The organism is Providencia sp. SP181 (genome assembly GCF_050446505.1).
GTDB classification, from domain to species: domain Bacteria; phylum Pseudomonadota; class Gammaproteobacteria; order Enterobacterales; family Enterobacteriaceae; genus Providencia; species Providencia vermicola.
Genome location: NZ_JBBPXM010000014.1, coordinates 12,991 through 34,144, shown reverse-complemented (window position 1 = coordinate 34,144; position 21,154 = coordinate 12,991). Strand labels below are relative to the sequence as shown.

16 protein-coding genes and 6 tRNA genes are annotated in these 21,154 nt (G+C 41.9%); 4 read left to right on the top strand and 18 right to left on the bottom strand.

Features of this window, described 5'->3' with window-relative positions; all coding sequences use genetic code 11:
* Positions 1-30: 30 nt before the first annotated feature.
* Entirely contained in the window at positions 31-744 is a 714-nt protein-coding gene (locus tag AABS66_RS18200) for an NUDIX domain-containing protein (protein WP_206085275.1), read from the bottom strand.
* A gap of 151 nt (positions 745-895) precedes the next feature.
* Between AABS66_RS18200 and AABS66_RS18195 the strand changes: the two genes are divergently transcribed.
* Together AABS66_RS18195 and AABS66_RS18190 are read left to right on the top strand one after the other, a co-directional pair.
* Positions 896-1,915, top strand: a complete 1,020-nt coding sequence (locus AABS66_RS18195; protein ID WP_206085276.1) for an SPFH domain-containing protein — start codon at positions 896-898, stop codon at positions 1,913-1,915.
* Positions 1,915-2,838, top strand: a complete 924-nt coding sequence (locus AABS66_RS18190; protein WP_430225261.1) for a sugar kinase — start codon at positions 1,915-1,917, stop codon at positions 2,836-2,838. Before AABS66_RS18195 ends, AABS66_RS18190 begins: the two co-directional genes overlap by 1 nt.
* Before the next feature lie 55 nt (positions 2,839-2,893).
* On the opposite strand, the gene lnt is transcribed toward AABS66_RS18190, so the two are convergent.
* From lnt to miaB, 5 genes are all read right to left on the bottom strand, one after another.
* Positions 2,894-4,426, bottom strand: coding sequence for an apolipoprotein N-acyltransferase (gene lnt / locus AABS66_RS18185; protein ID WP_430225260.1), 1,533 nt, complete (start codon positions 4,424-4,426; stop codon positions 2,894-2,896).
* Positions 4,426-5,310 (bottom strand): CNNM family magnesium/cobalt transport protein CorC, encoded by an 885-nt coding sequence (gene corC, locus AABS66_RS18180; protein WP_206085473.1) that lies wholly within the window; start codon positions 5,308-5,310, stop codon positions 4,426-4,428. Before corC ends, lnt begins: the two co-directional genes overlap by 1 nt.
* A gap of 404 nt (positions 5,311-5,714) precedes the next feature.
* Entirely contained in the window at positions 5,715-6,182 is a 468-nt protein-coding gene (ybeY, locus tag AABS66_RS18175) for an rRNA maturation RNase YbeY (protein WP_206085279.1), read from the bottom strand.
* Positions 6,183-7,181 carry a PhoH family protein gene (locus tag AABS66_RS18170; protein ID WP_371007839.1) on the bottom strand — a complete coding sequence of 333 codons (999 nt, stop codon included), beginning with the start codon at positions 7,179-7,181 and terminating at the stop codon, positions 6,183-6,185.
* Positions 7,182-7,274: 93 nt separating this feature from the next.
* Positions 7,275-8,705 carry a tRNA (N6-isopentenyl adenosine(37)-C2)-methylthiotransferase MiaB gene (gene miaB, locus AABS66_RS18165; RefSeq protein WP_206085280.1) on the bottom strand — a complete coding sequence of 477 codons (1,431 nt, stop codon included), beginning with the start codon at positions 8,703-8,705 and terminating at the stop codon, positions 7,275-7,277.
* A 322-nt stretch (positions 8,706-9,027) separates the two neighbouring features.
* Between miaB and ubiF the strand changes: the two genes are divergently transcribed.
* Positions 9,028-10,215: a 3-demethoxyubiquinol 3-hydroxylase gene (gene ubiF / locus AABS66_RS18160; protein WP_206085281.1), complete on the top strand. Its 1,188-nt coding sequence runs from the start codon at positions 9,028-9,030 to the stop codon at positions 10,213-10,215.
* Positions 10,216-10,303: 88 nt separating this feature from the next.
* On the opposite strand, the gene AABS66_RS18155 is transcribed toward ubiF, so the two are convergent.
* From AABS66_RS18155 to nagB, 11 genes are all read right to left on the bottom strand, one after another.
* The gene (locus AABS66_RS18155; protein WP_430225259.1) at positions 10,304-11,635 is read right to left on the bottom strand and encodes a metallophosphoesterase; all 1,332 of its coding nucleotides are present in this window, start codon (positions 11,633-11,635) and stop codon (positions 10,304-10,306) included.
* Between the two features lie 231 nt (positions 11,636-11,866).
* The gene (locus AABS66_RS18150) at positions 11,867-13,216 is read right to left on the bottom strand and encodes a dicarboxylate/amino acid:cation symporter (RefSeq protein WP_272516367.1); all 1,350 of its coding nucleotides are present in this window, start codon (positions 13,214-13,216) and stop codon (positions 11,867-11,869) included.
* A 516-nt stretch (positions 13,217-13,732) separates the two neighbouring features.
* A tRNA-Gln gene (locus AABS66_RS18145) sits at positions 13,733-13,807 on the bottom strand.
* Positions 13,808-13,820: 13 nt separating this feature from the next.
* A tRNA-Met gene (locus tag AABS66_RS18140) sits at positions 13,821-13,897 on the bottom strand.
* 49 nt (positions 13,898-13,946) lie between these two features.
* A tRNA-Gln gene (locus AABS66_RS18135) sits at positions 13,947-14,021 on the bottom strand.
* Between the two features lie 32 nt (positions 14,022-14,053).
* Positions 14,054-14,128, bottom strand: a tRNA-Gln gene (locus AABS66_RS18130).
* A gap of 31 nt (positions 14,129-14,159) precedes the next feature.
* Positions 14,160-14,244: transfer RNA gene (locus tag AABS66_RS18125), tRNA-Leu, on the bottom strand.
* Between the two features lie 7 nt (positions 14,245-14,251).
* Positions 14,252-14,328: transfer RNA gene (locus AABS66_RS18120), tRNA-Met, on the bottom strand.
* Between the two features lie 389 nt (positions 14,329-14,717).
* Complete coding sequence (gene nagC / locus AABS66_RS18115; protein WP_206085283.1) at positions 14,718-15,941, bottom strand: DNA-binding transcriptional regulator NagC; 1,224 nt, start codon at positions 15,939-15,941, stop codon at positions 14,718-14,720.
* A gap of 3 nt (positions 15,942-15,944) precedes the next feature.
* Entirely contained in the window at positions 15,945-17,114 is a 1,170-nt protein-coding gene (gene nagA / locus AABS66_RS18110) for an N-acetylglucosamine-6-phosphate deacetylase (RefSeq protein WP_206085284.1), read from the bottom strand.
* Positions 17,115-17,190: 76 nt separating this feature from the next.
* On the bottom strand, positions 17,191-17,994 hold the full coding sequence (gene nagB, locus AABS66_RS18105) for a glucosamine-6-phosphate deaminase (protein ID WP_272539849.1): 804 nt from the start codon (positions 17,992-17,994) through the stop codon (positions 17,191-17,193).
* A 426-nt stretch (positions 17,995-18,420) separates the two neighbouring features.
* Between nagB and nagE the strand changes: the two genes are divergently transcribed.
* Complete coding sequence (gene nagE / locus AABS66_RS18100; protein WP_206085286.1) at positions 18,421-20,448, top strand: N-acetylglucosamine-specific PTS transporter subunit IIBC; 2,028 nt, start codon at positions 18,421-18,423, stop codon at positions 20,446-20,448.
* A 67-nt stretch (positions 20,449-20,515) separates the two neighbouring features.
* Here nagE and AABS66_RS18095 read toward each other — a convergent pair whose 3' ends face one another.
* The gene (locus AABS66_RS18095) at positions 20,516-21,010 is read right to left on the bottom strand and encodes a DUF2569 domain-containing protein (RefSeq protein WP_272682089.1); all 495 of its coding nucleotides are present in this window, start codon (positions 21,008-21,010) and stop codon (positions 20,516-20,518) included.
* Positions 21,011-21,154: the final 144 nt, after the last annotated feature.

Genomic DNA, 21,154 nt, shown 5'->3' with positions numbered 1-21,154 from the left:
GATAAGCATTTTTATCAGGCATATCAATAGCTAAAACTCTAAATTGCGAATAAAACGGTAATCGGCTGATTGGGGCTTTAAACGGTATAAATTAGCGGGTCGGCCGCGCTCATGGCGCTTTTTCCCTGTATCAATCAATAAATCTGCTTGTTCTAGGCGACGTCTAAAAGACTTATTTTGCAATGGCTTACCAATCAAGACTTCATGCACATGTTGCAATTCTGCTAAGGTGAATTCATCGGGAAGGGCAAATCCTGGCACAATGGAATACAGTGATTTTTGTGTTAAGCGTGCTCTGGCTTGTTGGTAAAGTTCTAGATGATCAAAAGCGAGAGAAAGATGCTCAATCTCATCAATCGCCACCCATTTGACGGAGTCCACCGTTTCAATATGCGCGTTGCAGGCTTGATAAGCGATCAGCGCGGTATAGCACACTGTTACAGACCAACCACGCGGATCGCGTTGGTGGTTGCCGACTGTACAAAGTTGCTCAATATAAGGGGGGATCACGCCTGTTTTTTCGTTTAGTTTGCGCAAAACCGTCTCTTCTAACGTTTGATCACTTTGCTCATCAATAAATCCCCCGGGTAAGCCCCATTTCCCTTTTTCGGGGAAACTTGCTCGTTCAACCAGTAATACCTTCAACGTGTTTTCATGGTAAGTAAACAAAACGGCATCGACAGTGAGTAAAGGTGATAAGTAATCTTTTCTGTCATAGCTAGCGAGAAACTCTTTTTCATTCATATTGTTACCACTCAACGTTAAAGATGAAGTATAGGGCTAAATCATACACGCAAAAACAATTATTGTCATTAAGACATTTAATGCTTGACTTGTTTGTGTCTATAGGACAATAATTAATTAAGGTCATAAAGACATTAATGAGGGTTCCACTATGATTAACTTTAAATATTTCAAAGCAGACTCATCCACTTTTGTTATTCAATCAGTGAATGGAAAGGTACGTAAGCAAGGCAAAGGGATCAGTTTTTGGTATAACGCAGACAAAACATCGATAGCCGCTTTGCCTCTCAATGCTCAAGAGGCGCCGTTTATTTTTAATCTGCAAACGGCTGATTTTCAAAGCTTACGAGTACAGGGGCAAATTTCATTTCAAGTCAAAGAGCCTGAAAAAACGGCCGATGTATTAAATTTTAACTTAACTAAAGATGGGAAAGGCTATTCATCTGAAGATCCGTTAAAGATGAGCGACAGGGTAGTACGAGCAGCACAAACAGTGATCCAAGCAAAAATCCAAAGTACATCATTACGTGATGCACTATTAATTAGCCGTTCATTAGTCACGTTGGTTTCCCAGCAGTTAACTGAGCAGTCGGTTATCAATTCATTAGGAATAGACATTCTTGAGGTCTCTATTGCAGCGATTACACCATCGCCAGAAACCTTGAAAGCACTTGAAGCGCAGGCGAGGGAGTCTATTTTAAAAGAGGCGGATGATGCTATTTACGCAAGGCGCAAATTCTCCGTTGAACAAGAACGCACTATCAAGGAAGCTGAATTAGAAACCGATCTTTCTGTTCAAGCAAAGGAGCAGCAAATCGAAGAAGCTCGGTTAGACAATGAACGTAAATTATTACGTGAGCGGGCTGAAATTGAACAAGAGGAACTGACCGCACAAGTGAATGCTGAAGAGAAACGCCAAGAATTGGTGGCACTTAGTGTCGGGAACCAGCGTATTCAATCCGATGCGGATGCTTATGCCATTGAATCAAAAATGAAAGCTTATAGCCAATTACCCGTGGAGAACTTAAAAGCGTTAGCCCTTGCCAAAATGGGCCCTGAACAGTTGATGGCGATGGCGTTTGAATCACTGGCTCAAAATGCAGGGAAAATAGGTGAGCTCAATATCTCCCCTGATTTATTCGGTCAATTAATGAAAAAGGGGGCTAAATAATGAAAGTAATTGATGATGCACGTTTTGTTTTGGTTATGCGTAAGACACGCTTACAAGAACTCATTGAACGTTTTAATACATGGCCGCAAGCGAAATTCTATTTAGAACATAACCATGTTGAAGTTGATGATTATTTGCTTGAACATGATTTATACCAGCGACAATTAGTTCAAGCAGAATCAGTACTGAAATCACTAGGTCGATTTCAATTACTAGAAAGAAAATTATTGCCCAGTTATCAATTTTCCAAACAGGATATTGTGGTGGTGATTGGGCAAGATGGCTTGGTCGCGAATACGTTAAAATACTTGCAGGGGCAGCCTGTGATTGCTATCAATCCAGATCCAAAACGCTGGGATGGTAAGTTATTACCTTTTGAAATAGGCCAATTAAAGGAGGTCGTGACTCAAACATTAAAAGGGAAAACGGCGCAAAAGTCGGTCACTTTTGCTGAGGCGATAACGAATGATGGGCAGTCTTTATTGGCGGTAAATGACTTATTTATTGGCCCGAAAAGCCATACATCAGCGCGGTATCTCCTTAACTGGCAAGGTGAACAAGAGTTTCAGTCGTCCTCAGGGATCATTATTTCGACAGGACTAGGGTCAACAGGGTGGTTTCAATCTATTTTAGCGGGGGCTCAGGCTATAACAGGCACGAAAAACCATCCACTTGCGAGTGGATTTGCATGGGGAGATAGCAAGTTACAGTTTAGCGTGAGAGAGCCATTTCTCAGTAAAACAACGGGTATAAAGTGGGTATTTGGAACGATAGAACCTAATAGCCCGTTAGCATTGGAGTCTTTAATGCCTGATAACGGCGTAATTTTTTCAGATGGGATTGAAGAGGATTTTTTGCAATTTAACGCAGGATGTATTGTAACGGTGGGAATTGCTGATATACAGGGGCAACTCATTGCTTAGTTTAATATCACTAGCCTCAATAGACGTTTATTGACTATTGAGGCCAGTTAATAACTCAGTGCTTACGGCGTCGGTTCATTGCAAAACCAAGCACACCAAAGACCACGACAGCTCCCCACATTGGGTAGTTGCTCCAGCGTGCATAAGGGGTTAACCCTGTGGTTGGTGTCACTTCTGTAGCAAGCGTGGCAGTTTTGAATTGTGGAAGCATATCTTGAATAGAACCATCCGCACTGATCACTGCTGTGATACCGTTATTGGTTGAGCGTAATAGTGGGCGACCTAACTCCAAGGAACGCATCCGCGCCATTTGGAAGTGCTGCCAAGGGCCTATGGACTTTCCAAACCATGCATCATTTGAAACGGTAAGTAAGTAGTCGCTATCTGGTTTAAAGTTATCCCTGACCTGCGTACCTAAAATAATCTCATAACAAATAGCTGCGGTCAGATGAATATTGCCAACCGCTAATTGCGCTTGTTCGTAATCACCACGGCTAAAACCCGACATTGGCAAATTAAATAAAGGGGCGATAGGGCGCAGCAAATCTTCTAAAGGTACATATTCACCAAATGGTACTAAATGGTGTTTGTTATATCGGTTTTTAGACGGGTATAAATACGGTTTTTTATCCCCTAATACAATGATTGTATTATAGAAAGTATATTCACCATCTATTGGCCTTGCATCCACAATCCCTGTAATTAACTGAGTATTTGACTCCGCTAATAATTGGTCGAGAGATTTAAGCCAGGTCTGGTTATCGAGCTCAACGGAAGGCACTGCTGATTCAGGCCAAATAATCAAAGAGGCTTTACCGATATACGGTCGAGAGAGCTCCATGTAGGTGTCTTTGGTTTTTTGTAAAAAGCTGGCTTCCCACTTCATTGATTGAGGAATATTGCCTTGAACCAGTGCCACTTCCATTTTTTTGCCATCAAGGGGGGTGAACCACTGCACATTTTTGGCAATTAATGGGGCAAAAATCAAAACAACTGCAACTGTGAGCGCAACAAAGCTGCGGCGCAAGATAGCGAGTACTAACAGGCCACTGATGCTAAATAATAGCAATGTAACCATTTCCACCCCAAATACAGGGGCGAGTGCTTTCATCGGCCCATCAATTTGGCTATAACCAAATTGCAGCCATGGGAAGCCTGTTAACACCCAACCACGCAGAAATTCGGTGACTTGCCAGAGGGCGGGAGCGGCAAAAACCAAACGCCAAATATTGGCTTTAGGCGCAAATTTAGCCAATAACCCGCCAAATAGCCCTGTATACAGCGAAAGGTAAGCGGCTAATAAAATAACAATAAAGACGTTGACTGGGCCTGGCATTCCGCCGAAATCAGCAATACTGACGTAAACCCAATTGACGCCACTGCCAAATAGGCCAAAGCCCCATGCAAAACCTATCGCAAAAGATTGTTTTGTATTACGTTCTAGGGTGAGTAGCTGGAGAAATAAAATTGAGAGTAGCGCAGCAGGCCAGATGTCAAAAGGCGAAAAAGCCAGTGTTCCACTGGCTCCGAATAATAAAGCCAGCAGTAACCGCAACCACTGGCTTTGATACATAGATGTTGAGTTCATTAAGTCTGTTCTTCTTCCAAAGTAGGAACTGGCGCATCGTCTGGAATTTTCACGTGAAGCAGAAGAATTCGACGACTGTCTGCCATAGCAACTTTAAACTGATAATTATCTATTGTGATGGTTTCACCGCGGGAAGGCAAATGACCAAAGGCCTGCATGACTAAGCCACCAACGGTATCTACTTCATCATCACTAAAATGGGTATTGAACGCCTCATTGAAATCTTCAATCTGCGTTAGTGCGCGGACAGAATAGGAATGACGACTCAATTGGCGAATATCGACATCATCTTGATCGTCGTATTCGTCTTCAATTTCACCCACAATCAACTCTAAAATATCTTCAATGGTCACAAGACCAGAAACACCACCAAATTCATCGATAACGATAGCCATATGGTAGCGTTGGGAACGGAACTCTTTGAGTAATCGGTCTACTCGTTTACTTTCAGGGACAACAACCGCTTGGCGTAAGACTTTGTCGATACTAAAAGGCTCGGCATCCGTACGCATAAATGGCAGTAAATCTTTTGCCATCAACAGCCCTTCAATGTGGTCTTTGTCTTCGCTGATAACAGGGAAGCGTGAGTGAGCAGAGTCAATAATGACATCCAAGCACTCATCAAGCGTTTGGTTACGTTTTAAGGTAACAATTTGGGAACGCGGGATCATAATGTCGCGCACGCGCTGATCCGCGATATCCATAACCCCTTCAAGCATTTCACGGGTATCAGGATCGATTAAATCGTTTTGTTCAGAGTCGCGAATTAATTCGACTAAATCATCACGATTTTTAGGTTCACCATGGAAAAGGTGATTTAACAGTGCAAAGAACCCTTTCTTAGGACCAGGGTTATCGCTACTCGAAGAGTTATCGTCGCTCATGGCGGTTAATTTTTTTTTCCTCAAAAAATACTCGTCATACTTCGAACCGCAGCGTTGTTGGCTGCACTTGGCTACCCGAATCACATACTTGTGTATGCTCATCGGGATAGCCTCGCTGGCCGCCTAGCTGCAATCCGAATTATTTAGAGTATTGAATAGTCGTTACTCGTCATATATCGAACCGCAGCGTTGTTGGCTGCACTTGGCTACCTGAATCACATACTTGCGTATGCTCATACAAAAAAGTTAGCAGGTAAAGTACTTAGAGCGTTAGTTAGTTAATAAAAAACAGCTTACTTCATTCTTTTTTAGCATAAAACCGGTGGTTTATCTGCAAAATTACCATCAGTTTTTTGTAAAATAATGCATTCTTCGTAAAAGATGCCTAAAAAATTATAGTTAGGTCACTCTTTTTCTGCAAGATAGGGGTCTTCATAACCCAATTCAGCCAAAATTTCGGTTTCTAAACCTTCCATTTCTTCAGCTTCATCATCTTCAATATGGTCATAACCTAACAGATGCAAGCAGCCGTGAACCACCATATGCGCCCAATGTTCTTCGGCACTTTTTTGTTGTTCAATAGCTTCTTGTTCAACTACTTGGCGACAAATAATTAAATCGCCGAGCAGAGGAAGCTCAATTTCAGGTGGTGCTTCAAAAGGAAAAGATAACACATTAGTGGGTTTATCTTTTCCACGATAAGTGAGGTTGAGATGATGACTTTCCGCTTCATCGACAACACGGATAGTGACTTCGCTTTGAGCTTGGAATTTTGGTAACACAGCGGCTAACCAGCGCTCGAATAGTGCTTCAGAAGGTAAACCTTCAGGGTTTTCACACGCAATTTGTAAATCGAGAATGATGTCACTCATTTATTGGTTTTCCTGCTTTTCCAGCTCTTTTTGCTGTTCTTTTTCTTCACGTAACTGTTGACGGCGCTTGTTATCTTGTTCTTCCCACGCTTCGTAGGCCATAACAACTTTGGCAACGACAGGGTGGCGAACTACGTCTTCACTGTGGAAGAAATTAAAGCTTAAATCATCCACGCCAGAGAGCACTTCAATGGCATGGCGTAGACCTGATTTACTGCCGCGCGGTAAGTCGACTTGGGTGATATCACCAGTCACAACCGCTTTGGAGTTAAACCCAATCCGCGTCAAAAACATTTTCATCTGCTCGATGGTGGTGTTTTGACTTTCATCTAAAATAATAAATGCATCATTTAAAGTACGACCACGCATGTATGCCAGCGGGGCAACTTCAATCACGTTGCGCTCAATCAGTTTTTCAACCTTTTCAAAGCCTAACATCTCAAATAGCGCATCATAAAGCGGACGTAAATATGGGTCGACTTTCTGGCTTAAATCCCCAGGTAAGAAGCCCAGTTTTTCACCAGCTTCAACGGCAGGGCGCGTAAGCAAAATGCGGCGAACTTCTTGGCGTTCTAAGGCATCGACCGCAGCAGCTACCGCTAAATAGGTTTTCCCCGTTCCTGCAGGGCCAATACCGAAGGTAATATCATGGTCCAAAATATTGGCAATATATTGCGCTTGGTTTGGTGTGCGAGGCTTTATCACGCCACGTTTGGTTTTGATATTCACCGCTTTGCCGTAGTCTGGAACGCTTTCGGCGGATTGCTCTAAAATGCGGCTATCCAAAATGGCCAAGTGAATATTTTCAGGGTCGATATCAGGAATAACACCGCGCACAGGCGCGGTATCGACATACAGTTGACGCAAAATTTTGCTCGCCGCTTGTACATTAAGTGGCTTACCCGATAACTTAAAGCGGTTATCACGGCGGTTAATTTCGATAGCAAGGCGGCGTTCTAGCTGCTTGATATTATCGTCAAATGGCCCGCAGAGGCTCATTAAACGTTGATTATCTGCGGGTTCTAGAAAGATTTCTTGTGTTGCGATTTGCAAATTTTTTGTCTCGGTCACTGAATATCCTATGGTTGTGGCTTAGGGCTGGAAACTGCCAACACCTAGCTCATCTTCTTTACGGGTGCGTGCAATAACAGATTCTGGTGATTCGTGAACGCGAAGGCCCATTTGATCTTCTGTACGAATAACTTTACCGCGTAATGAGTTGGTATAGACGTCTACAATCTCAACATCCACAAACTTACCGATCATATCTGGCGTGCCTTCAAAGTTCACAACACGGTTATTTTCAGTACGACCAGAAAGCTCCATAACATTTTTACGGGATGTTCCTTCAACTAAGATACGTTGAACGGTACCCACCATTTGGCGGCTGAAGCTCAATGCTTGCTGATTAATGCGCTGCTGTAATAAGTATAGACGTTGTTTTTTCTCTTCTTCAGTGACATCGTCAGGGAGATCTGCTGCTGGCGTACCAGGACGCGCGGAATAGACAAAGCTGTAGCTCATGTCAAAATTCACGTCAGCAATCAGTTTCATCGTTCTTTCGAAGTCATCAGTCGTTTCACCTGGGAAACCAACAATAAAGTCAGAGCTGATAAGAATACCAGGACGCGCTTCGCGCAGTTTGCGAATAATGGCTTTGTATTCCAGTGCAGTATGAGCACGTTTCATCATGGTGAGAACGCGGTCAGAACCACTTTGCACAGGTAGGTGTAAGAAACTGACTAATTCAGGCGTATCACGGTAAACTTCGATGATATCGTCAGTAAATTCAATTGGGTGGCTAGTGGTAAAGCGAACACGGTCGATACCGTCAATAGCCGCGACTAAACGCAGTAATTCTGCGAATGAGCAAATTTCGCCATCAAAGGTTTCACCGCGGTAAGCGTTAACGTTCTGACCTAATAAGTTGACTTCACGTACGCCTTGCGCAGCTAATTGTGCGATTTCGAATAAAATATCATCACAAGGGCGGCTAACTTCTTCACCACGGGTATAAGGTACTACGCAGAAAGTACAGTATTTATTACAGCCTTCCATAATAGAAACGAATGCCGTTGGGCCTTCAGCGCGTGGCTCAGGCAAACGGTCAAACTTCTCAATTTCAGGGAAGCTGATGTCAATAACTGGGCTGCGTGTACCTTGCACTTGGTTTATCATCTCTGGAAGACGGTGCAATGTTTGTGGGCCAAAGACAATATCAACACTCGGCGCACGTTGGCGGATAAAATCCCCTTCTTGGGACGCAACACAGCCACCGACACCAATAATGATGTCAGGGTTTTTATCTTTAAAAAACTTCCAACGACCAAGCTGATGGAAGACTTTTTCTTGGGCTTTTTCCCGAATTGAGCAGGTATTGAGCAGGAGTAAATCTGCTTCTTCAGCAACTTCAGTTAGTTGATAACCGTGGGTACTTTCTAATAAAGAGACCATTTTGGATGAGTCATACTCATTCATTTGGCAGCCCCACGTTTTAATGTATAACTTTTTATTCGTCGACATGTCGTATATCCGGTGTTTTCGAAGCGGCTAGTGTAATGGACCCCGAAACGCGTTGTAAATCCAAAGTCCTACCCTCTTTTGGGAACTCGTTTGCATTTTGATTAAGAACATCATTGTATGATGGGATAAATGCAAAGATAGCAAGAAATAATATCACTTCACGAAATTTAAGGGCAGGCAATTTGCCTATTGTTTTAAAAATTAGGACGTATTGTATTCATTTGGGGCTTCAGTGACTAGAGTTCAAGTGGAGATATTGTCTGCGAGGGTAATAAATTTTCGGTACAATACGGCAATCAATTCATAAATAGTGGCCAATGTGATGAATAAACAAATCGAATCTTATGATGTTGTCGTGGTAGGTGCGGGAATGACAGGCGCAGCGGCGGCATTGGGCTTTGCCCAAGAAGGGATGAAGGTGGCTTTGCTTGAGAAGGCACAACCTGCACCATTTGAGCCACACAGTACCCCAGATGTTCGCATTTCGGCAATTAGCCGCGCTTCAGTCGAATTATTAAAGCAACTCGGTGCATGGCAGCATGTAGAAGTCATGCGCAGTGTGCCTTATCGCCAATTAGAAACATGGGAAGAACCCGATAGCAATGTGGTGTTTGATGCCCAAAGCCTTGGTTTGCCAGAGCTAGGTTTTATGGTTGAAAACCGAGTCTTGCAGCTTGCTTTATGGCAAGAGTGCCAACAATACAGTAATTTAGAACTTGTTTGCCCCGCAAAGCTGGTGAATTTATACCAACCCAAAAACCAAAAAGCGTGGCGATTAGAACTCGATGATAACCGTCTGTTAGAAGCAAAATTAGTTGTGGGCGCAGATGGCGCAAATTCCCAAGTGCGTAAAATGGCAGGGATTGGCAGCCGCGGTTGGCAATATCGCCAAGCTTGTATGTTGATTACCATTCAAACAGAACAACCTCAACAAGACAAAACGTGGCAGCAATTTTTCCCATCAGGCCCGAGGGCATTTTTACCGTTATACAATAATTGGGCCTCATTGGTCTGGTATGACAGCCCAGCAAAGATTAGACGTTTGCAAAGTATGTCCATGGAACAACTCACTGGTGCGATTTCGGAAGCGTTCCCTGAGCGTTTGGGCAAGGTGACCGCAATTGCATCAGGGGCATTCCCCTTAACACGTCACCATGCTAACCGTTATGTTATTGATGGTTTAGCATTGATTGGCGATGCAGCGCACACAATCAACCCTTTAGCTGGGCAAGGGGTTAATTTAGGCTATCGTGATGTAGAGAGTTTGCTGAATGTGGTGAGTTACGCACGTGAATATTTGCAACCTTGGTATTCTGTTGATGTCTTAAAGCGCTATCAGCGTCGCCGTTTGCCTGATAATTTGGTCATGCAAGCAGGAATGGATGTGTTCTATATGGCGTTTAGCGAGAATCTTCCAGGTTTAAAAATGTTGAGAAACCTAGGGTTGATGGCGGCTCAAAGAGCTGGGGAAGCGAAAAAACTTGCCCTGAAATATGCATTAGGGCTGTAAATGATAAGTGCTTTCATGTTCAGTGAAATATTTCACTCTAAACACCCTAATACTTTAGGGTGAGATAATGTTTGAATGATAAACAAGGTTATTTTGTTTTTTGGATATCAAAAAAGGCTTTTGATTTTAATAAGTATTCTTCCCCTTTGGAAATAACAAAAGTCTCTTGAGATGTAATTACGGTGCTCTTATAACCCGCAGAGGAGTTTATTTTGATGGTTTGATTTTTTTTATTTGCATCGGAAATGTATATTTCAGGAGACCAATGACCGTCTTTTAAGTATATGGCAATATTATCAGATAAGGCTAAGGCTTCATTGAGCATGTTTTGAGTGATAATTTCTGTATTCTCAAATGATACTTCGTGATATTCAATATTAGTTTCGAGATCGATTATTTTTTTGCGAAGTGAATTAATATTATTCCAAGTCTCAGGGCTGTAGTTTTTCTCGAGCCCATAATATTCTTGTGGTCTATAGGTCGCATCACCACTTGGTATATCATTATGATATTTTTTATTCATTAATGAATTTGCTTCTGCTAATAAACGAGGTTTGTCCTCATCATCATTGTTTTCCAGTTTTTTTGCGAGAACAGATAGTGTGGGTAAATGGATTGCATGGCCATATTCAGGTAGTTGAGTATTATGATAGAAGTTCCATGCTTCAAAGATAAGTTTATCATCACTGACTTTTAATAAATAACCTGTTCCTGATGTGGTGACGCCGTTTTCACCTTTAGTAAGGCTTGGGATCTCAATGAGTGTTCCAAAAGGTCGCTGAATGAACTCAATTGTCCCAAAGCCATTGTGAATGTGTCCGCTCAGTAAAATAATTTGGGGATAATCTAAAAAAATCTGTTTTAATTCTTCATCTTGGTTTCCAAAACCACCAAATAAGCCTGCTCGCCAATGTGTTGAGTTAAAGGCTTGATGAGTGAGTACAAAGATAGGTTTATCCGCTACTGCGCCCTCAGGTAATTTTTCTTTTAACCATGCGAGCGAATTAGCGTTCAGCTCCATTTCATCCTTTAGGCCAACATCAGTGTTTAAGCATAAAAAGTGATAGCCTCCGATCCATGCATCTATGCACATCGTACCTTCGTAGCGTGATACGCGGCAATTATCAAGATAGTCGTGATATATCTCAATAAGGTCTGGATCCAATGAACCGTCAGAAGCTGCTCCAGTTCTAACATCATGATTTCCAAGCATGAGTAATAGATTTTGATGGTATTTCGTTGGGAAATTATTCTGGAAGGTTTGCAATGCCTCTTTTCTATTGGCGTGATAGTCACCAATATCTCCCGCCATGAGCAGAGCAGTCGCCCCACAGTTTGCAATATTAATAATTGATTGTGCTAAGACTGTTTTATCTTCGGCCGAGTTTTGATGGATGTCACTAATAATACCTATAATCACAGAATATATCCTTTATATAATTTATACGTATTACTAATTAACTGTTTATTTAAAATAACTCAATTTCACCTTTTATTAGTTTTAAATAATATAAATTTAAATTGTGATTTATCAGGCTTGAATCTTGTGTATCGTTTTAAAAAAGTTGTAGAAGTGAGAGATAAAAAACCTCTCATGATTGAGAGGTTTTTTGGGATAGCTATCAAGTTTTATCAGAAGAAATGTTCGATCCTATTTAGGATTTCCAAGATCAACCGCGATTTTTTCTTTGGTATTAATGCTGTCATCTTCAGTAATCACTGAATCTAACGTTTCATTTTTTGCTGAGAATGCATGAGCCAGTTTCTCGGTATCTAGCTCTTTTTCCCAACGTGCAACCACGATACATGCGCATGCATTACCGACTAAGTTGGTTAATGCTCGGCACTCTGACATAAAGCGGTCAATACCAAGAATTAAGGCCATACCAGCAACTGGAATACTTGGTACAACCATCAGTGTTGCGGCTAAGGTAATGAACCCTGCACCTGTTACCCCCGCTGCACCTTTTGAGCTGATCATGGCAACGAGCAACAAGGAGATTTGTTCCCAAATCGTGAGCTCGATATTGGTAGCTTGTGCGATAAACAAGGCCGCCATGGTCATATAGATGTTGGTACCGTCAAGATTAAATGAGTATCCTGTTGGGATCACTAAACCCACAACGGATTTTTCACACCCTGCATGCTCCATTTTTCTCATTAAGCTTGGCAGTGCTGCTTCAGAAGAAGAGGTACCTAAAACTAACCAAAGTTCGTCCTTGATGTATTTAATCAACTCAATGATTGAGAAACCGTTATATTTTGCAACAGCCCCTAATACCAGTAATACAAAGAGTAAAGAGGTGATGTAGAACGTCATTATCAGCATCATTAAGTTGCCAATAGATGAGATCCCATATTTCCCAATGGTAAATGCCATTGCACCGAATGCCCCGATTGGTGCGAGTTTCATTAGCATCGCAACCATTTTGAACACAGGTTCAGAGAAGTTTTGCAGTAACTTAACAATTGGCTCCCCGTGCTTGCCTGTTGCTGCTAATGCTAATCCGAAAATAACGGCAATAAACAGAACCTGAAGAATGTTACCGTTTACCAGTGGACTAATCACGGTATCAGGAATGATGTTCATCAAGAAGCCAACAATTGATGACTCGTGTGCTTTGGCAACGTAACCTGCTACTTTTGTGCTATCGAGGGTTGCTGGGTCAATATTTAAGCCATCACCGGGGCGAATGACGTTCGCAACGATGAGACCAATAATGAGTGCGACAGTAGAGAAGGTAATGAAGTAGAGCATTGATTTACCCGCAACGCTACCCACAGCCTTCATGTTTGACATGCCTGAGATACCTGTTACCACTGTTAAGAAGATAACTGGCGCGATGATCATTTTAACGATTTTGATGAATGCATCACCAAGCGGTTTTAGTGACTCTCCAATGTCTGGGAAAAAGTGGCCTAGCGCAATACCTAAGGCGATGGCTACGATGACCTGAACATATAAGATTTTATATATTGGTTGCTTTATCATGTTTCGCATAAATTTTCTCTGTAAAAATGTTGCGTTTTGGCAATTTATAATTATTAGGTTTAAAACTTTTATTTGAGTTTTTGAGAACTAATTAATGGAACGGAAGATGGGAGTGAGTTTTCCAGTGACTTATTTGTCACCAATCATACCTAACTACAATTCGAGCGCAGGTTACCACTTTCAACAGTTAAATAGAAATGATTAAAGTCACAGATTTAATAGAAAAGTTATGCAAAAGTAAATTTTATGGGCGAAATGTTGCTTGGTTAACATTTAAAACGATTAAGTTACTGGTTAATTAGTATCCACGAGATTTAATAAAATAAAAAACATGAAAAAAGAGTACGATTCTACTGAAAAAGTGCATAAACATGCAAATTTTTATGCAATAAATTGGTTTTCAGTAAGAAAAATGGATTTATTATCTAATCTTCTAAACTTGATTTAATTTATTAATAAAAATGATAATGAAAATAAGCGAATTGAAAAGAGACTGTATTAGAAAGATAAGGAAGAAAAAAGGAATGGCTGGGGTACCAGGATTCGAACCTGGGGATGCCAGGATCAAAACCTGGTGCCTTACCGCTTGGCGATACCCCAACAACAAAAGAAATGGTAGCTACGACGGGATTCGAACCTGTGACCCCAACATTATGAGTGTTGTGCTCTAACCAACTGAGCTACATAGCCATTTTTTATTTCTTTAAGATGATTTTTTGCAACAAGAGGGGATAGTAGATGGCTGGGGTACCAGGATTCGAACCTGGGAATGCCAGGATCAAAACCTGGTGCCTTACCGCTTGGCGATACCCCATCCGGGAAATTCTACTATTGAATGTTTTAAGATGGCTGGGGTACCAGGATTCGAACCTGGGAATGCCAGGATCAAAACCTGGTGCCTTACCGCTTGGCGATACCCCAATCTTAAATTCAATACTACCGAGAAGGAAAATGGTGCGGGAGACAAGACTTGAACTTGCACACCTTGCGGCGCCAGAACCTAAATCTGGTGCGTCTACCAATTTCGCCACTCCCGCAAATAAATGGTGGCTATGACGGGATTCGAACCTGTGACCCCAACATTATGAGTGTTGTGCTCTAACCAGCTGAGCTACATAGCCATCTTTTTTTGCTTAACCTTCATCGGCGTTGCGGGGCGCATTATGCTAATTACAGACCCTACAGTCAACAGCTTTTTGCACTATTTTTCAGAAAATGCGTCTGTTTGTTTGTTGAATAATCATTTTGTCGATAAAGCCAGCAAAAAACAACCCTTAATTTGAAAAAAATCCGTTTTTGACTACTCGTCTGTTCAAAAAATAGTAGGGAGAAATAAAGGTATTTTTCGACGTTTGATTGTCAATGAAACCGAGATTATTTGATAAAATACAAATAGATTTTAAATTGAACAATAGCAGGGTGAAGGGATAGGTATTTTTTGATAGTGGGTCTCTCAAAGCAAAGAAGCAGGTTAAAACCTGCTTCTATTCGTTCATTGAGTAGAGTGAAATTAATTATCAAACAGCTTTTGCAGTAATTCACCATTAAGCATTGCGCGTTTGGTTAAGGCAAATGCACCAATTGCTGAATTATGAACTAATTGGGAGGTGACAATCGGTAAGTTCTCACGAAAGCCTTTGAGTGCTTGAGTATCAATACAGCTTTGAATCGCAGGCAGTAAAATTTGCTCGGCCTCAGTAATATCCCCTGCAATCACCACTTTTTCTGGGTTGAACAAGTTAATGGTAATCGCAACGGCTTTACCAATTTGCCGGCCAACGTGCTGAATAACTTCGGTGGCCAGTGGGTCGTTTTTATTTGCGGCTTGGCAAATAGAGGAAATCGTGCAAGTTTCTGCCGTAAGGGTGCTGGAGTAGCCTTGCTCTAAACGTTGTTTAACGCGCGCTTCAATCGCTTGGTTGGAGGCAATGGTTTCTAAGCAGCCAAAATTACCACAGTGGCACAACTCACCAAGAGGGTCGACTTGAATGTGGCCAATTTCCCCTAAATTACCGCGATGGTTGAGCAATATTTCTTTATTGATCACAATACCAGCCCCAGCACCTCTGTGAATACGCACTAGTAAAGAGTCTTCGCAATCCCGAGTAGCGCCAAAAAAGCTCTCAGCAAGCGCAAGGCTGCGAATATCGTGGCCAACATAACAGGTGATATTAAAATGGGCTTGTAGGTTATCAATTAGGTGCCAGTTATCCACTTTGATGTGGGGCATATAGAAAATAATGCCACGATTTGGATTGACTAAACCAGGGAGGATAATTGAAATGGCAATCAACTCTTTGATACGACGATGATTTTGTTCGATAAAATCTTCGAGGGAGGCAATCAGTTTTTGCTCGACCGCTTCTTGGGTAGGCTCAGAGATAGGGTAGTGCCCATCCACAATCATTTTTCCGCCTAAGTCGTACAATGCAATAGTGGCATCATAGCGGCCTAAACGGACACCAATGGTGTGGAAGTTTTTGTGTTCAGAAACAATAGAGATAGCACGACGGCCCCCTGTGGAGGCCTGCTGGTCAACTTCTTTAATTAAACCGCGTTCGAGTAGCTGGCGAGTGATCTTAGTGACACTGGCTGGGGCAAGCTGGCTTTGTTCCGCTATCTGAATTCTTGATATCGGACCCTGTTGGTCTATCAAGCTATAGACGACAGCACTATTGAGTTGTTTGACGAGGTCAATATTACCAATTTGCTTTAGCGAGTGGCTTTGATTCATTAGCTAGTTACTCATTTTGTAGACTTCCTTTCCGTTTACGTAAGTCGCGAGAATAGTGAAGTCGTGGTTAAATGCGGTCAAATTCGCAATTTTACCCGGAGCAATTGACCCTAAAGTTTCATCAACTCCGATGGCTCTTGCTGGATAGAGCGTTGCCATTCTAAGTGTTTCATCCAATGCGATACCGACATGTTCTACGCTGTTTCTGACTGCTTCAATCATCGTCAGTGACGAACCGCTGAGTGTGCCATTTTCATCAACACATAATCCATCACGATAGTATATGGTTTTACCTGCGAAGATAAAATGATCCATTTCACCAGTTTGAGGATCAATTCCTGCTGGTGCTGTTGCATCCGTCACTAAAATTAATTTATCACCTTTCAGATGCTTACTGTTCCGAATGTTAGCCCATTGAACATGTAAGCCGTCGGCAATAATGCCTGCATACACTTCTGGCGTATCATAAATGGCGCCAACTAAACCTGGGCCGCGGCCTGAAATGTATGGCATCGCATTGAAAAGGTGAGTTGAGAAACGGATACCAGCTTTAAAGCCAAGTTTCGCTTCTTCGTATGTGGCATTTGAATGCCCCGCAGAAATCACAATGCCAGCCTCTTTTAATTGGCGAATATAATCGAGGTCGACCATTTCAGGCGCTAAGGTGACTTTTGTGATGGCATCGGCGTGGGAGGCCAAGTAATCAATCATTTGAGCTGAAGGCTGGCGAATAAATTCAGGGTTATGGGTCCCTTTTTTGATCACATTAATATAAGGACCTTCTAAATGTAGGCCAAGGGCTTGGTTTTTGTGATCTTTTAAATATTCAGTCATGACGTTAATGCCATGTTTCATTAGATCATCAGAGCAAGTGATCAGCGTTGGTAGGTAGCTAGTACAACCTGTGCGTTCATTGGCTTTTTGCATGATATCTAAATTTTTCAATGTGACATTTTCTTTGTTGTCATTGAATTGAACGCCACCGCAGCCGTTAACTTGCAGATCAATAAAACCAGCAGAGAGAATTGCGCCTTGCAAATCGTGTTGTGGGATATTTGCAGGTATTTCAGAGACAGGGCAAACCTCTTTGATGATTTCACCATCAACGATGACAGCATGGTTATCCAGTCTTTCATGACCTGTATAAATAATGCAATGAGTTAGTGCATACATGGTTTTAAACTCCTGACCTCTGGAAAAATGGGTCACCGACTAGCCGTCGCCAGTCGGGTGATTGATAAATATAATCTTAGTTAAACGTCTCAATAATTTCAGATTCTAGCTGTTTGAAGTATTTGAGTGTTTTGACTTTTAACTCGAGTGTTGCAGGCTCATCACAGACAATCAGCGCTTTTGGATGCATTTGTACACAGCTCACTGTCCACATATGGTTGATGGAACCTTCCACGGCAGCGTGAACTGCATTTGCTTTATTCGCACCTGTTGCCAAGACCATTAGCTCTTCTGCATCCATTAATGTGGCAACACCCACCGTTAACGCAAATTTTGGCACTTGGTTGATATCGTTATCAAAGAAGCGTGAGTTTGCTTGGCGTGTTTCTGGGGTTAACGTTTTGATTCGGGTACGAGAATTCAGTGATGAACCTGGTTCATTGAATGCAATATGGCCATCATTTCCTACGCCACCCATGAACAAATTGATTTTGCCATAAGATTTAATTTTATCTTCATAACGTTGACATTCCTCATCAACATTTGGGGCATTCCCATTGAGCAGATTGATGTTTTCAGCTTGGATATCAATATGGTTGAAGAAATTATCATGCATAAACGTATGGTAGCTTTGTGGATGATTAGCAGGAATGCCAATATATTCATCCATATTAAATGTCACCACATGTTTAAAGCTCACTTTACCTGCTTGATACAAAGCAATCAGCGCTTTATAGGTTGCGAGTGGTGTGCCACCTGTTGGTAAGCCGAGAACGAAAGGGCGTTCAGCGGTTGGGTTGAATGCGTTGATTTTATCAGCGATATACTGTGCAGACCAAGTGCCGACATCATGCGCATTGTTTAATGGGATTAGCCTCATGTTTCAATTACCTCTAATAAGTCTGTGAAATCTTTCATATATATGTGTATCCCTGGTGTTATGCATTAGATATAGGAATACTCGTTATACTACAAATTTATTACGCGTTGGTGTTGGTATACAGTGCCGTTTTAACGGCTGCACCTGCATTTTAAACGCGCTGAGAATATACAGGTTAATGACGTAAATAAGTTATTTTTAATCATAAAATAAGTTTTCAATAATAGCTACTAATTTAGTCAGAACATGAACGATTTCGTTGACATTTATCACAAATCGCACCTATTTATTTTGCATCGCGAAACAATTAATCTAAAGTATGAAACTGATATAATTAATCATCAAATATTATCGGTTGCTGATCATTGATCGATTGAACAATAAGATCCTGTTAATGGGGCAAAATAAGGTTATAAGGGGGAGTTTGTGAATATTCTTAGCTACTTACAGCGGATTGGTAGGGCACTGATGGTGCCAGTTGCTGTACTACCAGCCGCAGCAATCCTAATGGGGATTGGCTATTGGATTGACCCAGATGGTTGGGGCGCTAATAGTGCAATCGCGGCGTTACTGATTAAATCTGGTGCGGCAATTATTGATAATATGTCCGTGCTATTTGCAATTGGTGTTGCATATGGGATGTCGAAAGATAAGGATGGTGCTGCGGCACTGACTGGTTTTGTCGGCTTCTTAGTGGTGACAACACTGTGTTCTCCTGCATCTTATTCTATGATTATGAATGTTCCTCTGGAAACTGTCCCAGCGGCATTCGGTAAAATTAATAACCAGTTCGTGGGTATTTTAGTTGGGGTACTGTCAGCTGAATTATACAATCGCTACAGTGGTGTTGAGTTACCAAAAGCGTTGTCATTCTTTAGTGGTCGTCGCCTTGTGCCGATTTTAACCTCATTCCTAATGATCATCTTAGCCTTCGTTCTGATGTACGTCTGGCCAGTGGTGTATAACGGTTTAGTGTCTTTCGGGGAAAGCATTAAAGATTTAGGTTCTGTCGGTGCGGGTATTTACGCATTCTTTAACCGTCTGTTAATTCCTGTTGGCTTACACCATGCACTGAACTCGGTGTTCTGGTTTGATGTTGCGGGTATTAACGATATTCCAAACTTCCTCGGTGGGGCTAAATCTATCGAAGCAGGTCTGGCAACGGTAGGTATCACAGGTCGTTACCAAGCTGGTTTCTTCCCAATTATGATGTTTGGTCTACCAGGTGCAGCACTCGCTATTTACCACTGCGCACGCCCTGAAAATAAAGCCAAAGTAGCTGGTATCATGATTGCGGGTGCATTTGCGGCATTCTTCACGGGTATCACTGAGCCGCTTGAATTCTCATTTATGTTCGTGGCACCAATCCTGTATGTTATTCACGCACTGTTGACTGGTATTTCTGTGTATATCGCAGCAACAATGGAGTGGATTTCGGGCTTCGGCTTCAGTGCAGGTTTAGTGGATATGCTGTTGCAATCGCGTAACCCATTAGCAGTTCAATGGTACATGTTGATTGTTCAAGGCTTAGTCTTCTTCTGTATTTACTACGTGATTTTCCGCTTCATGATCCGCAAATTTAACCTGTTAACTCCAGGCCGTGAAGAAAGCGCGGGTGATGAAACTATTGATGGTTACGATGAAAGCCTCAGCCCTGCCAATACCACGGATAGCGATATCCAAAAAGAAGCACGTCAGTACGTCTCTGCGGTAGGCGGTAGCGATAATATCGTGAATATCGATGCGTGTATCACACGTTTACGTTTAACGGTAAAAGACACTGCAATTGTTAACGATGCGATGACAAAACGTCTTGGTGCTTCAGGTGTTATTCGCTTGAACAAACAAAACGTACAAGTGATTGTAGGAACGCGCGCTGAGTTGGTTGCTAAAGCAATGACGGAAGTGATTGCGAAAGGGCCGATTGCCGGTACTGCGCCTGTTGCAGCCGCGGAAGAGAAAAAAGCAGCAGAGCCAGCGAAAGCGAAAGGCAATGCGATTTTATCCCTCGTTGCGCCAGTCAGTGGGCAAGTATATTCCCTCGATGATGTACCAGATGAAGCGTTCTCTAGCCGCATTGTGGGCGATGGTATTGCCATCAAACCAACCAGCAGTGAAGTTTTAGCCCCTGCATCAGGTACAGTGGTCAAGATTTTTGAAACTAACCATGCATTTTGCCTTGAAACTGAAAATGGCGTAGAGCTCATCGTTCATATGGGTATCGATACCGTTGCGCTGAAAGGTGAGGGTTGTGCGCGTTTAGTGGAAGAAGGTGCCGAAGTCACTGCGGGTACACCAATCCTGAAATTAGACTTACCGTTCCTTGAAGCGAATGCTAAATCAATGATTAGCCCTGTTATCATCAGCAATATCGATGATTTTGCTGGCGTCGAGATTTTAGTTGAAGGCGACGTGAAAGCAGGCGAAACGGTTATTTATAATGTTCTGAAATAATGTATTAAGTCTGATTTAAGTTTGTGATGATGCCAGCCGATAAAAAGGCTGGCATTTTTTATGGACGTTATCGGATAAAAACTTGTGGGATACGGTCAGATTTAATGAAATAACCAATCCACAGCGCGGCACTGAATGTGCTCATGAGTATTTGCTGGTAATCTGTGTTGGTTAATTTAGCACCATAAATTATGGCGATAAAAACGGTAAAATACAGCGTTACGATGAGCGCAAAAATGTAGTAGGAAATCATAACCCATTTAGTCGCTTTTTTCTTATTAAAGAAAAACCAACAAGCGACGAGTGTGATAATTATATAGACAAGTTGTAGCACAATGGCGCCAAGGTAAAATGCAGGAACACCCTTCGTATTTTCAGCATAATAGGTGACAACTTGGACTAATTGGTATGCCCCAAAGATAGACAAAAATGCGGTAATAATTAGCCCTAAAGCTGGCAGATAAAGTACGCCATTAATTTTATGGACTTCCAATTGTTCGCATTCATGACACCAACCAGACTCTTTATTCGCTTCGCGCTCATTGCAGTTAATACATTTCATTGACTTACCCAGCTGTGAATTTTTAGATTTAACTATTATCGGGATATTTTTTGAATAAATGAATTCTTAGAGGCACATTTATTTCACTTAGTTGGTTTAGTCATGTAGGAAATAAGTTATCAATGTTAACAATGTTGGCGAAAT

Coding starts and splice junctions, on each gene's coding strand:
- AABS66_RS18200 (WP_206085275.1), bottom strand. CDS start 744: ATGAATGAAAAAGAGTTTCTCGCTAGCTATGACAGAAAAGATTACTTA.
- AABS66_RS18195 (WP_206085276.1), top strand. CDS start 896: ATGATTAACTTTAAATATTTCAAAGCAGACTCATCCACTTTTGTTATT.
- AABS66_RS18190 (WP_430225261.1), top strand. CDS start 1,915: ATGAAAGTAATTGATGATGCACGTTTTGTTTTGGTTATGCGTAAGACA.
- lnt (WP_430225260.1), bottom strand. CDS start 4,426: ATGAACTCAACATCTATGTATCAAAGCCAGTGGTTGCGGTTACTGCTG.
- corC (WP_206085473.1), bottom strand. CDS start 5,310: ATGAGCGACGATAACTCTTCGAGTAGCGATAACCCTGGTCCTAAGAAA.
- ybeY (WP_206085279.1), bottom strand. CDS start 6,182: ATGAGTGACATCATTCTCGATTTACAAATTGCGTGTGAAAACCCTGAA.
- AABS66_RS18170 (WP_371007839.1), bottom strand. CDS start 7,181: ATGAGCCTCTGCGGGCCATTTGACGATAATATCAAGCAGCTAGAACGC.
- miaB (WP_206085280.1), bottom strand. CDS start 8,705: ATGTCGACGAATAAAAAGTTATACATTAAAACGTGGGGCTGCCAAATG.
- ubiF (WP_206085281.1), top strand. CDS start 9,028: ATGAATAAACAAATCGAATCTTATGATGTTGTCGTGGTAGGTGCGGGA.
- AABS66_RS18150 (WP_272516367.1), bottom strand. CDS start 13,216: ATGCGAAACATGATAAAGCAACCAATATATAAAATCTTATATGTTCAG.
- nagC (WP_206085283.1), bottom strand. CDS start 15,941: ATGAATCAAAGCCACTCGCTAAAGCAAATTGGTAATATTGACCTCGTC.
- nagA (WP_206085284.1), bottom strand. CDS start 17,114: ATGTATGCACTAACTCATTGCATTATTTATACAGGTCATGAAAGACTG.
- nagB (WP_272539849.1), bottom strand. CDS start 17,994: ATGAGGCTAATCCCATTAAACAATGCGCATGATGTCGGCACTTGGTCT.
- AABS66_RS18095 (WP_272682089.1), bottom strand. CDS start 21,010: ATGAAATGTATTAACTGCAATGAGCGCGAAGCGAATAAAGAGTCTGGT.